Source organism: Convivina intestini, from assembly GCF_003096575.1.
Classification (GTDB): Bacteria; Bacillota; Bacilli; order Lactobacillales; family Lactobacillaceae; genus Convivina; species Convivina intestini.
Map to the genome: position 1 here is coordinate 276279 of NZ_QEKT01000001.1, position 13409 is coordinate 289687.

Annotated in this window: 13 protein-coding genes; 1 reads left to right on the forward strand and 12 read right to left on the reverse strand. The window is 39.4% G+C overall.

Annotated features, from left to right (window positions below; genetic code table 11):
* Positions 1 to 3 precede the first annotated feature (3 nt).
* From C7384_RS01300 to C7384_RS01310, 3 genes are all read right to left on the reverse strand, one after another.
* Positions 4 to 261 carry a nicotinamide mononucleotide transporter gene (locus C7384_RS01300; protein WP_089937671.1) on the reverse strand — a complete coding sequence of 86 codons (258 nt, stop codon included), beginning with the start codon at positions 259 to 261 and terminating at the stop codon, positions 4 to 6.
* Between the two features lie 12 nt (positions 262 to 273).
* A complete protein-coding gene (locus tag C7384_RS01305) occupies positions 274 to 768 on the reverse strand; it encodes a hypothetical protein (protein ID WP_089937673.1) in 495 nt (164 codons plus the stop codon).
* Between the two features lie 172 nt (positions 769 to 940).
* Positions 941 to 1306, reverse strand: a complete 366-nt coding sequence (locus tag C7384_RS01310; protein WP_089937675.1) for a DUF805 domain-containing protein — start codon at positions 1304 to 1306, stop codon at positions 941 to 943.
* A gap of 226 nt (positions 1307 to 1532) precedes the next feature.
* Between C7384_RS01310 and C7384_RS01315 the strand changes: the two genes are divergently transcribed.
* On the forward strand, positions 1533 to 1931 hold the full coding sequence (locus C7384_RS01315; protein WP_089937677.1) for a hypothetical protein: 399 nt from the start codon (positions 1533 to 1535) through the stop codon (positions 1929 to 1931).
* Positions 1932 to 1948: 17 nt separating this feature from the next.
* On the opposite strand, the gene C7384_RS01320 is transcribed toward C7384_RS01315, so the two are convergent.
* The 9 genes from C7384_RS01320 to C7384_RS01360 all read right to left on the reverse strand — a co-directional run bounded on the left by C7384_RS01320 (position 1949) and on the right by C7384_RS01360 (position 13409).
* Positions 1949 to 2968: an endonuclease/exonuclease/phosphatase family protein gene (locus tag C7384_RS01320; protein WP_116585370.1), complete on the reverse strand. Its 1020-nt coding sequence runs from the start codon at positions 2966 to 2968 to the stop codon at positions 1949 to 1951.
* 252 nt (positions 2969 to 3220) lie between these two features.
* Entirely contained in the window at positions 3221 to 5560 is a 2340-nt protein-coding gene (locus C7384_RS01325; RefSeq protein WP_089937679.1) for a cation-translocating P-type ATPase, read from the reverse strand.
* Between the two features lie 188 nt (positions 5561 to 5748).
* Positions 5749 to 8067, reverse strand: a complete 2319-nt coding sequence (locus tag C7384_RS01330; RefSeq protein ID WP_089937681.1) for a GH25 family lysozyme — start codon at positions 8065 to 8067, stop codon at positions 5749 to 5751.
* A gap of 114 nt (positions 8068 to 8181) precedes the next feature.
* Entirely contained in the window at positions 8182 to 8826 is a 645-nt protein-coding gene (locus C7384_RS01335) for an HD domain-containing protein (protein ID WP_089937685.1), read from the reverse strand.
* Positions 8817 to 9134: a CHY zinc finger protein gene (locus C7384_RS01340; RefSeq protein ID WP_089937687.1), complete on the reverse strand. Its 318-nt coding sequence runs from the start codon at positions 9132 to 9134 to the stop codon at positions 8817 to 8819. Before C7384_RS01340 ends, C7384_RS01335 begins: the two co-directional genes overlap by 10 nt.
* A 172-nt stretch (positions 9135 to 9306) precedes the next feature.
* On the reverse strand, positions 9307 to 10344 hold the full coding sequence (locus tag C7384_RS01345; protein ID WP_089937689.1) for an ATP-grasp domain-containing protein: 1038 nt from the start codon (positions 10342 to 10344) through the stop codon (positions 9307 to 9309).
* Positions 10344 to 11645 (reverse strand): F390 synthetase-related protein, encoded by a 1302-nt coding sequence (locus C7384_RS01350; RefSeq protein ID WP_089937691.1) that lies wholly within the window; start codon positions 11643 to 11645, stop codon positions 10344 to 10346. The genes C7384_RS01345 and C7384_RS01350 overlap by 1 nt, the downstream gene beginning before the upstream one ends.
* Entirely contained in the window at positions 11636 to 12433 is a 798-nt protein-coding gene (locus tag C7384_RS01355; protein WP_089937693.1) for an MBL fold metallo-hydrolase, read from the reverse strand. The genes C7384_RS01350 and C7384_RS01355 overlap by 10 nt, the downstream gene beginning before the upstream one ends.
* Positions 12417 to 13409 carry an NAD-dependent epimerase/dehydratase family protein gene (locus C7384_RS01360; protein WP_089937695.1) on the reverse strand — a complete coding sequence of 331 codons (993 nt, stop codon included), beginning with the start codon at positions 13407 to 13409 and terminating at the stop codon, positions 12417 to 12419. The genes C7384_RS01355 and C7384_RS01360 overlap by 17 nt, the downstream gene beginning before the upstream one ends.

Genomic DNA, 13409 nt, shown 5'->3' on the forward strand with positions numbered 1-13409 from the left:
CTGTTAGTTAGCTAGCTTTGATTTTTCATTGACTGAAGATTGTAAATGCTTTTGACTGAGCCAGGAAATCCCCGCTACCACTGAGTTAATAATGTAGTAGACATATTTCGCCACATTAGCCCAATTTTTAAGGGTAATTGCTTTGCCCAATTGTGCCAAATTATAAATGGCCCAAAACGACCATTGCGATGGTAATTTAAGTACATTTAAAACATTAGCCACTAATGATAATGAAAAGGTGACTGAAGCAAAATAGTACAAAAGATTTAACGGTCAATGAGCCAACCATACATAGGCGATCCAATTTAAGCCAAAACCCGTCACAAAGGCTGCTAAAATCAAGCCAAACAAGAAGGCACCAAAATTTTTTCGATGGCCAAAGCTTCCCTGATACTTCTTAGCCCAATTCTGGCCCGCCTGCCAATTAAGGTAAACAGAGACTGGATAGGTAATAATCGCACCAACATTTCCTAAAAGAAAATCAATTAACCCGGAAAAAATAGTGTTAATCCAACCCACCAGGTTACCAGTATTATTAACCTTGGCAACCAGCCGGGTCGACATAACTGAAGCAATTGATGAACAAGTTGAAACAATCCCGATTAGTGGGAGCTGATACCACCAGGCTGTTTGCCCTTTAAAAACCCAGGAAGCACTGAGTGGCGTGCGATAGTAGCCCATCACCCCAACTGTTGTTAGGATAATCAAAATTCCAACCAAGTCGAACCATTTTGACTCGGCAATTCGCTTAAATTTCGTGTTATACATGATTTTCTCCTTATTGTTTTTATCGTCCCGTGTTCGGAAGCAACGGACGGTATTGAGGGGATTTTCCCTTCAAAATCATTAGTGTTTATTATAGCTAAAAATTAAGACGATGCAGTATTAATTTTTAAGAAAATAAAAATAGGAAAACTAGCACACCTAGTCTCCCTATTTTTTACTGCCAGCGATTACGCTTGGATGAGAACAAGAACAATATAATCAACCAAATTTCACCAAAAATTGGTAAGAATTGAATGAAAATCCACCAGCCAGAATGATCAGAATCGTGCAAACGACGGACCATTACCGATAAGTTACCCAACCAAACTACTAGGGCAATTACCTTGGCGACTAAATTGACACTTAAATCAGTCAAATTATAGATGGTTTCAATGGAGTGACCAGAGGTCTTCGTGACAATACTGATTAAAAGACCACCGAGGAAATAGTTAATAATGGTAGGCCACCAGAAATCACTCCGGGATGCAGTGCCCGAAAAGTTCAAAATATTCTGCCAAAATCTCCGATATGATTCAATCAAAAGAAGGCTCCTTTGTCAGCTTTTAACGTCGATCATGTTTGGACGTATCATGTAAATTTTTTGAAAGTTTTTAGCTGGCATTCCCCATAAATACATAATTAAAAAGGTTAAAATGAGAATCTATTAATTTTGATTTCATGTCCTTTTGAATCATTGTAAAATGGAAATATCGCCAATTGCGAGTAACTCTAGCAAAATGATACTACAAGTACCTATCAAAAATTATATGAAATATAAAAACAAATATTTTTTCAAAATCATCTTAATATTAATTGCTCTAATAACCATTATTCTAACGGGACTTTTTGTTCATTCTACTGAGCCCAAGCAGGCTAAATATCAACCCGATACCGGTCGTTATGAAAACCAAATCGTCACAAATGTTGCTGATACTTTTCAGGATATTGACAGCATTACCTTTAAGAACTATAAAATTTCAGCTATGAATCCCAGTCTAATTGAAGTCACGATTGCCATCAATGACGAGCAAACGCCCGAACGACTATTGACCTACTCGATTGTCCCCTATGACGAGCAACCCCATTTAACCAAGTACCAACAATTACCCACTAACAAAGGTAAAAGCAATCGGGATCGAATCAAAGTTCAAAATACTTTTGAATAAAAAGCGTGCATTCATTTTTATTCCAGAGTAAATTCTAATTTAACTGGATTATGATCAGCATACCGGAAATCCGTATCAATGTCAGTCGCCGTTGCTTTAACGTTATTGGAAACAAAGAAGCCATCACAAATCGTCATATAGTTAACCTTGGGATCATACTTCATTTCAGCGCCACGAACGGTTGGTACCGTTTCGCGGTTTTGTGCTTTAACCATGGTAATGCCTTCTGGTAACATGCTCTGATCAATATCTGAAACCCATTCGGGACGTTTTTCACCGTTAGCAAAATGCATAATCATATCTTGACCAAGGGCAAAATTGAAATCACCACCCACAATCACATAATTACCAGCTTGATACTCTTTTTCCATGATGCCATTTAATAGCTTCATCTGAGCCTTACGCATTTTGCCACCCTTATCATAGGCCGACATATGACTGTTGATCATGACCAAATCTTTTCCATCTTTAACTGGCATGCGCATTACGGAAAAACAGCGATCTAAATCAACAAACTTTGAAATAAATGAACTGCTAACCGGATACTTACGTCGCTCAGCATTATCAATTTGATAACGGCTCAGGCTAAGTAAACCAGAATTGGCAATCCCATGGGGATCGTATATTGGTACCGCAATAAAGGCGGTATGGAAGTTCACCGCAAAAGTACTGGCATAATGATTAAATGCCTGTTCCAACATGCTGACCTGGGGGACATGCTTACTACGAGTTGAATTTGTATCAATCTCCTGGAAAAACATGAAATCTGCATTTTGCGCCTTCATGGTATCAATAACACCATTGGTCGAATCTAAGACCGCCTGCTTAGAAATAGCGGTTCCTCGATGTCCCTTGACTTTGGTACCATCTTTTAACTCACCTGTATCCATGAAGAAATCAAAATCATGATTATAGGCACCAAAGCCAACATTATAAGTTGTAGCCGTATACTGTTTTCCTAGTTGTAGCTGGCTACTTTGATTGTTATGAACCGTTAACTGTTTATGATCGGCAATTCGATAGTAATTAGCCTGCATATAGCAGCCATAAGCAAAATAAGAATAATCAATAGAGCTACTAAAGCCCCTATACCAATTCCTATTTTCTTTAAGATTTTCATTATGCAGTTTCCTTTCTAGTAAAACATAACAATATTAAACCAAAATCAAAGATAAACCAATTAAAATATCATAAGAGCAACTATTTAACATTAAATTTATATTTTTTATCAAATAAAAAGCCCGGCATTCACTACCGAACCGCTTATTTATTTTATGTGAAAAAACAACTTAGCCATTTTGTTTTCTGTGTTCATTCCATAGTAAGAATCTTTGTACAGTTTTGCCAACTAACCAATAAACTGGGAAAGTCGATAAAATCAGTGGGCAGTAAATTAACGCCAAGTGCCAATCGAAGATATTCACAAATGAGAATGGTCGATGCAAAACCGTGAAGACCACCACAGTCGCTACCGCACAGGCAGCCAACATGAAAATTTTATATGAATTGTATGGTTTTGATACCGATAACAAGACATTAAAGGAAACCACAGCAATCAGAATCGAGGACATGGTAGCAGTAGTGTTATAGTCTAACCCCATTAACTTTGAAAGTAACGTCAAAAAGAGGTTATACAAAACAACACTAATAGCTGCTGGCGCAGCCACCGACAAAGTTGAGTGCATAAAGTTACCACTTACCCGTTGAAAATTAGGTTCCAAAGCTAAGAAGAACGATGGAATCGCAACTAAGACCGCCGAAATTGGTGTTAAATTAATTGGAATAATTGGGTAATCCAACATTAAACACAAATAGATGATGGAAAGCAAAACCGAATAAATCGTTTTAACCAAGTACATCGAAGCAACCCGCTGAATATTATTGATAACCCGACGTCCTTCATTAAGAACCCCAGTCATTGCTTCAAAATTAGAATCTAACAAGACGAACTCAGCAATCGAACTAGCGGCTTCAGAACCACTAGCCATGGCCACACTACAATCAGCTTGCCGTAGCGCCGGCACATCATTAACCCCATCCCCGGTCATGGCTACCGTGTGGTGTTGCTCTTGTAATGCCATAATCAAATGCTTCTTTTGCTCGGGTGTCACTCGGCCAAAAACAGTGTTTTCACGAGTTAAGGCGACAAAATCAGCATTTTCGCCAACTTTACTCATATCGACATAGCTATCAGCATTCTTAATTTTAGCTCGTTGCGCAATACTAGCAACTGTGGCTGGATTATCACCAGAAATCACTTTTAGGGTTACATCTTGATCCTTGAAAAAGGCAAAGGTATCGACGGCTCGGGGACGTAATTCATCAGTAATTAAGACCAAACCCATTAAAGTCATTGCTGGCAAAGGATGACTCAATCCCGCTGCACTTTTGGCAATTACCAAAACTCGATAACCCTGGTGAGTATAATTTTCAGCCTGCTTGGCCAACTGGTCTGGCAAACCATCTGGGAAAACAAATTCTGGGGCTCCCAGAACAAGTCCCTGACCGCCAACGACAATACCAGACCATTTATAGGCTGAATCAAAGGGAAATGAAGCTTCTACCGGTTGACTTTTAAAATCAGGTACGGCATCTTTTAAAGCTAGCGCAGTTTCATTATCATCGTTTAGGGCATAAACAATCTGCGCAGCAGCCTGTTTAACTTGATCTTTGGTGAATGAATCAGCAGTGATAATATCGGCCAATTTTAATTTACCACTGGTAATGGTTCCTGTTTTATCTAGACACAAAACATCTACTCGGGCCAAGGATTCAATCGCTGGCAGCGAACGAACGAGTACCCGCTTTTGCGCTAAATTCCGTGCAGAAACTGCTAAAGCTACATTGGTCAATAGGACCAATCCCTCGGGAATCATCCCTAACATGGCGGCACTGGCACTCAAAATTGCACGGTTATAGTCTCCCCGTTTAAGCATCGAAACCATAAAGAGCGTAATTCCTAAAGGAATCAAAATATAGGTTAATACTTGGATAATCCGATTAATCGTTTTGAGTAATTGACTATTGTTTTTCTTCTCTTTTTTAACGGAAAGCGCAATTTTAGAAACCGACGTATCTTTTCCAACCGCAGTAACTTCCATAAAAGCTTTTCCAGATAGGATAAAGGAACCTGAAAATACCTGGTCACCGTCTCCTTTTTCAATTGGAATTGATTCACCAGTTAACTGGCTTTCATCACAGCTTAAGCCATCAGTAATTGTGATTTTTCCGTCGACTGGAACCTGGTCGCCTCGGCGGAGAACAATCACATCACCTAAAACAATTTGTGATTGATCAATTTCATCTTCTTGACCATCACGGATAACCTTGGTTTTAGCTGTCGCTACTAAGGATAGCTTATCAATTTGGTGTTTACTACGTATTTCTTGGAAAGTACCGATGACAGTATTAATTACCGCAATGAACAAAAACAATAAATTACTTAAACGTCCGGTGGTAATAATTAAAATACCAATGACAAAATTGACGACGTTAAACAAGGTCAAAGTATTATCTTGAATAATCTGTCGTACTGTCCGAGTTAACGGTTTTAAAGGTAAATTATGGTGGCCTGCATCAAACTGGGCCTGTACTTCTGCTTGGGTTAACCCCATCGGTTTTTTTGTCATTAGTTCTCCATTGCGTCAGGTCAATCAAATCCTGTGATATGACTGATACCATAACGATTAAATTATTAATTTACATATGGTTTTATTCTACTAAATTTCATCTTTAAAATCAGGTATTTTACTCAAATAACTTAGAAACTTATGAGTTTATTTTCATAATAAAAAACCCTAAAAGGGTTTCTTAAAATTTAGGCGTGATTCCAAGCTTTATTAGCATCAAACCAGACAATCCCCACTCCTTGAGGGTAGTCAATCCCGATGGCATTGCTAGCGGTGTCATACTTAATAATATTGCCACGCTGATATTGAGCCTTAAACTTAACCTGATCACCAACCTTGAAACTATTGGAACCATTGGTGTTTTCCAAAAGTACGGTTGGAATACCATTGTCAGTCCAGTCAAATGGATCGGCAGTCAATTCACTAATCCGAACCTGTTGCAGTCCATTGACATTTTGCACTTCATTGACAGTCATAGTTCCTTCCAAAACATAGTGATTGCCTGCCTCTTGGAATTTCTCAATGCTAGTAGTTACTGCCTTGTGCAAGTTCCCACCAGTTGTCGAAATGCCACTACCATTAAAGAGAGACGGATTATAAAGAATTGAACCGTCAAATTGACCAGTTACACCGGCAAAAGTGGCTGAACTAGTCCATTGCCACATGCCGTTTTCACCATGACGTAAATCAGATGAGCTTGGATAGTATGGGTATTGTGCCATCCATACTCGGTCATTACCAACGAAACTCAAGTTAATGCCCGTTTCCTTTTGGTAAGTTGGATTTAGATAAATGGCGGTATTGTGATAGCCACGGTCCTTTAATGTTTGGTTAAAGTTAGCAGCATCAGCTGTCACAGTTGATGATTTAGTGTCATTTTCTTCCAAGTCATTAATCATCAAGGTGTCTTTGTTCAAACCGTATTTATCAGCTGCATCGGCAAAGTAACTGGCTTCATTGTGAGCCATTTGACCACTATTGTAATGCGAATAATGGTAAGCCCCTACTGCTAAACCAGCAGCTTGGGCATTCTGAATTTGCTCTTGGGCATATGGATTTTGATAATTGGTACTTTCCGTTAGCTTAACAATGACCGCCTTAACCCCTTGCTCTTTCATTCGAGTAAAGTCTTGCACACTCAAATGTCCGTTATGGGAGGAAATATCAACAACATCAATGGCTGGTGTTGAACGGTGATTTTTAATATCAGCTAATGAGGCTGAAACAGAACTACGATAATCATTGACCGCTGCTTGGGATTCCTGTTGATGCTTTTGTTGATCAGCAGCACTAAGACTAGTACTTTCAGAACTCTTTTGCGAAGCCCACTTAACATCAGCTTGACTTTGACTGATTGAATCTAATTGTGATTGTTGCTGGCTAGCACTTTGACTAACACTCAATGAGGCTTGTTGACTAGCAGCAGTACTTTGGTTCATTGAATCAGCTTGAGTTTGCTTTTCAGAAGCCTGTTGGCTGGCAGCAGCACTCTGATTCATTGAATCAGCTTGAGTCTGCTTTTCAGAAGCCTGTTGACTAGCAGCAGCACTCTGGTTCATTGAATCAGTTTGAGTTTGCTTTTCAGAAGCCTGTTGGCTAGCAGCAGTACTTTGGTTCATTGAATCAGCTTGAGTTTGCTTTTCAGAAGCCTGTTGGCTAGCAGCAGCGCTTTGAGAATTGGCTGCTTGACTATTGGAATCAACAATACCGGTACTTTGTGATTTTGAATCAACCTTAGTAGAAGAATCTGAAACAACCTGTGATGGTTGAGTTGATGTCTGTGTGCTTTCTGTAGAATGGTCAGGTTGCGCTGGTTTTAAGGATTGACTAACAGACTCTTGCGACTTGGTTGAAGATTGATTACTCTGAGTACTTTCACTCTGTGCGCTAGTTGATGTTTGAACACTATTAGTATTCGTCGTGGTTGATTGCGACTCTACTTGAGGCTGGGTAGCTTGGCTATTTACGGTTGTTTGGGGGCTAACCGTGTCGGCAGTTGGTACAACCGTATTGCCCATCACATGATTACCAGTATTAGCAACTGTCCGTGGTAATGCTACCGCCACAGTAGTCCCTGGCTTAGTAGCATTTGCCACTGTCATACTAGTATGCGTCAACTTAGCTTGAAAGGCTGCCTGTTGTCCTAAAGTATAACCAGCAAAGATTAAATCTGGATTAGTCAAGTGATAGCGAGTAACTAAGGTGTTGGTATCAACTCCATAGGCCAAAGCAATGGCATTGAGTGTATCGCCCCACTGTACCACATAATGGTCCATGTCATGGCGCATCCCCTGAGCATCAATACTCGTTTGAATTTGCTCAGTAGAATTAACATGCCAAAATTGGTTATTAACCATAGCTTCCCCATGATTGTCTTTAGTGGTCGCCTGGGCCACATTGGCCCCTAAAGGTGCTACAGCAGCTAAGACGGAGAAGGCTGCTCCGATATTAACTAAGTATTTTCCAGCTTTAGCTAAATGCCACTTTGTATTTTTTGAATGTTTCATATGTAATTTTTCTCCTTACTCCAACACACATTTTAAAATCAATTATAGCAGACTTAGAACAAAGTAAAATTTAATTCTAATAAATCTATTATAAATCAACTAAAATGGTAATTATTATACAATTTCATCTCTAAATTCTTGCAAAAATTTTTGCATGTAATCAGTCCGGCGGATGGCTTCTTGGTAACCAGCTTTCGTATTCATCAAATCCTTTAATTTTAAAAGCTTTTCATAAAAGTGATTAATACTGGTACTGGGATGGTTACGATAAGCCGCTTTATCTTGAATCTCAATCGGGGAAATTTCAGGGTCATAAATTACTTGCTGATGCGCCCCACCATAAGCAAAAGCGCGCGCAATCCCAATTGCTCCGATGGCATCTAATCGATCAGCATCCTGCACACATTGTCCAATTAAAGAAAGGGGCTGCTTTTGTCCTAGATTGGCCGAAAATGACATGTGCTCAATGATGTATAAAATTTCAGCTTGGTTTACCTCGCTAATTCCCTCTTGATCCAGTAAACTTTTCACTTCTACAATAGCCTGATTTGGATCAACGACTAATTTATCATCGATAGTATCATGCAAATAAGCCGCCAAAATTAGTATTTCCCGATTATCTACTTGGTCTTGAGTTTGTTCTTGTTGATATAGCCTAAGGGCCAAATTGACCACCCGCTGAGCATGCCAATAATCATGCCCCGTAACATCTCCATCCATTTTTTGATGAACAAACTTTTGAATATGACTTAATTGCATGCTGACTCCTTAAAATAAATATCGCGATGTAAACTACATTTAGGATTAAAAGCGCTCTGACAAGACGGACAAACCCCAGTGACATATTGGTTATAATTCATTAATTGCTGACAAACACCGCATAACACTGGTAAATCGTTAGGATCACAAGCAACAAATAAATGATCTGCTAAGGCATTGTGGCATTGATAGCAGGCATAATATTGTTGACACTGCGTACATTTTAAAGCCGCAATATCATTAGCCTGATGATAATGGTGACAGCGTCCCTGTTGATCTAAATCTAAACCATAAATTGTTTTATCCATTCTTATGCCTCAATTACCTGTCAAAAATCGTACAGTAACTACCTGGTCATCGAACTTAATTAAATTTTCAAGCCCGATAGCTTATGATACGTATTGAAAAAATCTTATTCACAGGTTAACTTTACCAAACTGATTCTAGTAAAAAAAGCCAGGAAAAATTCCTGACTTTTTACTATTGACCGTCCCATTCAATATCATAGACCGTCGCTTGTCGTAAATTAATACCTTGATGGTGGGCATAACGCCACCAATCATACATCTGAACAAACTGTAAATAATAAGGATGGGCAATTGCCATGCCATTAAAAATATCTTTAGAACGGCTAAAAGCACGCCTCGTTAAAATTGGGTGGCGCCAAAACAGCGGTAGTAAGGCCAAGCTAGCGCGACGATCAGATTTCAAAGAAACCCCTTCTCCACGCCAAAAATTGGCATTTAACAGCACTAAACCACTGGTTCCGCGGGGATTAATGTCAATGAAATATAATCCTTGATCTGCATCACTTTCAATAAGATCAGCACCAATCAACCCCGTATAATTAGTTGACCGCATTAATTTAGCAAATTCAGCTAGAATATCCGGCCGTTGCTGGTCAGCAAAATAGACACTGGATGATCCCCGGAAATTAAAGGCCTTATCGTAGACGATGCCCGCTTGGATTTCCCCATCTTGAGCGACAACAGTTATACACCATTCCTTACCCGTAATTTTTTCCTGGTAAAAATAAGGCTGTGCTTGATCTGCTTCACCAACACCGGTAAATCGTGAATAATCATTTTTAATAATTCGATTCGGTCCTGGTTCGTTAAAACTTTTAGGAACCCGTAAACCTGCTTCCTGTAATAATTCACCATATTTACGTTTGTGGTGTAATTGACTAATAATGGAAAAATCACCAGCAAACAATGGCACAATCAACTCTTGGCGCTGGCGACTAAGCCAAAAAGTTTCTTCATTACTAGGTAAAATCCAATCAATATCATGTTTTTTAACAATCGCATTAATATCAGCAATATATTGATCAGTTTGGAAGCGACAAGGTGCGGTGGTTTCAAAGCCTTCTAATTTTTGAAAATGACGACCTAAGGCAAAATCAACACTATCAGTAGCCCAAACCTTAAAACCAGCTTCTACCAATTGGTCCATCAAGGCTACCGCAATTGGCGCCCGCGCACCCGTTACTAATACTCGTGATCCTTGGACCCGCATTACACCTTCCCTTTCTGTTTTTCCCGAATAATTTTACGCCGTTTACCATTTTTAAAATCATAATGATAAGCGACAAAATTCACTGCCGGCACCTCTAAATGATGTGTTTGCAAGAATTTAATCAAATTATCCATAACTGCTTTTTGATAGGCTTCATCTTCAAGGGCAATTGTTAAATGGTGTGGATCTTGCTGGATAATTTGATAGTTTTGAATATTGGCATTAGCCTCCAAAACAACCTTTCGCAAGAAATCTGGAAAAACTTTTTGGCTTCCTTGACTATTTTCTTGAGCAAAAATCAACAAATCATCTTCACGCCCAATAATCCGTTCTAGCGCTAAGTAAGGCGATCCACAAGGACAGGGCGTCACTTTTTCTTGTAAAACATCATTTAAACGGTAACGAATTAAAGGTTGTGAATGTCGATAAAAATCAGTAATGATTGGAGCAAACAAATGCTGCTCTTCATCAATGACATCTTTTTCAACTAATAAATTATCTTCATTAAGATGCAAAGTTCCATAAGGACAGGTTGCGCCTAAAAATCCCTCAGTGGCTTGGTAAACTTGATGAATGATTTGACCGGTTTCTTTTTCCAACCAGTTTTTATCTTCTGGTTCCAAGGTTTCGGCAATTGAAATAATCTTTTTAAAGCTAAAGTCAAGCTTGTGCTCTTGATAGTAACGAACAATTTCTAACAACATCGTTGGTGGCGCTATTAAGATCGTGGCATCAAAAGGAACTAAGTCGACCAAGTTTTTTTGTGGATCACGCATTAAATCAAAAAATTTGAATTTTAAAAAACGGGAACCAGTAGACTCATATAAATTATTATTAGCCCGCATAAAAAAGGCTACTCGCTCTTGTTGCTTTGGTATTTTAGGCAGCAATTTACCAATAATAGCCCCGGCCCACAGTCCGCGTTCCCGTTGACTAGTAATAAAAACGCCTTGATTACCTGAGGTCCCAGTCGACAAGCCGACACTAATCCCGGGTCTGATTTCATCGTCAAACTGCCGCGTATCTTCTTGATGGCGGGCAAAATTACGAGTCTGATCAAAATCCAACCCCAGCGTGTTCACTTGATTAAAGTTGCCCATCCAATGCGCTTTATCACTAATTGGAATTTGTGACCAGGGGCCATTTTTATAAGCCGAATAGTAATGATCAGCAGGTAACCACTTTAATAAACGTTGCAAACGACGCTGTTGCACCTTCTCTAGTTGAGCTCGAGAACGCAAATGTTTCATATCCCAGCGCGTTTTAGTATAAGAACCCAAAAAATCAAAAATTAAAACCATTGACTCTCCCTACTTTCATGCGCTAATAAAACTTTAACCCCCTGCTGATGATAATCATGCACCTTTTGAATACTTTTTTGATACAGTGGCCATGAATACATCATCATGTGTGCTAATTTAGCTGGGCCATTATCTGGGTCTTGGACCTCAGCTTGACTCCATGCAGCATCAGCGGCTAGTAAAATCTCCTGTTGGGATTGTTGATCCTTAAATTTCAAGCCAAACATAGCCCGACTATGACCAGATAATTCAACTAATTCCAAACTATCGGGTCCCAATAGTCCGGCTGGTGCAGCTACTTGAATAGCTTCACCAAGCTTAGTAACCGGTTCCAGAAGATACTTCAAGTATCCGTGACGAACTTGGGTAGCCCCCTTGAGCTTTTGAGCGTAATCCAATTCGGCTGGTTCAATTAAAATTTGACTCTGCGAAAAGGCTCGCAAATCACCAACATGATCGGCATGCAAATGTGACAAAATAATAATTTTAATATCAGTCGGTTCAATACCATGTTCTTTTAGTTGAGCAATCACACTCTGCTTCTCTTGCATTTTCACTGGCGTAACCCACCGATAAAAACGAGCTGGAAAATGCCGTGTTGCTGTCAAAAATTCCTTACTATAACCGGTATCAACCATGATATAACCCAAATCATCATGATGGAGTAAAAAAGCTAAGGCTGGAATTTTTTTGATTTTTAAACTTTTATGATGCCGGTTAATCACAAAACTAGGAGCAATCGTAAAACCGGTATCTAAAATAGCTACTAATTTAACTTTGCTGGGCATCGACAAACTCCTGAATTCCTTGATTAGTTGTCTTAATCGGCTGATAGTTCAATAATTCTTGAGCCTTATTAATTGACAAAGTTTGCGTATGGCCTAAAACACTGGCCACATACCGCGTAATCTGTGGCGCTTTTCGGGTGGCAATCATCCGGTGGATAGCTTCATCAAGCGCTCCAGCGGTAAAAAGCAGACCAAAGGGAATCGGTTTAATTTTTAAGGGCACATTCAAGCGGTTAGTTAAGTAAACTAATATTTCATGCATATTACGTGGTTGACCATCCGTAATATTATAAATCTGATTTAAAGCGGCCGGATTATTGGTTTCTAAGGCTAATCGAATCGATTCAACCACATTCGAAACATTGGTAACATCAATCCATTGCGACTTACCATAGTTGGGTAAAGGAATTCCCCCCTGGGCATTACGATCCAAAAGAGGCTTTAAAATCGTCTCATCATTTGGTCCGAAAATAGCTCGAGGACGAATAATAATATAAGGGATGGGGTTTGCCATGACTAATTGGTCGGCCTCGGCCTTAGTTTGGGCATAGTAATTCGCAAACTTTTTAGGCAAGGGATAATCTTCAGTAATCATATGAGCGGTTTCGTAATGAAAATAAACTGAAGGCGATGAAATTTGGATAAAGCGTTTAACCTGAGCTAAATCAGCTACCATCAACATGTTAGCCGTCCCGACCACATTAGCTTCATAGAACCATTCTTTGGGACCCCAATATTCTGAGCGGGCCGCACCATGTACGATGGCATCTGGCGCTATATCCACCAAAGTTTGAATTTGGGCTGAAGATAATTGCGCCAAATCCATTGGTAAAAAAGTAATCCCGTACTGCTCCACTAATTGCTGCCCTATCGTCTGGTTTCGACCAATTCCATAGATTTCATATTTTTGTGCTAAATCGGCAACAAATTGACGTCCTAATAAACCAGTTACGCCTGTTAGTAGAATTTTTTTCAT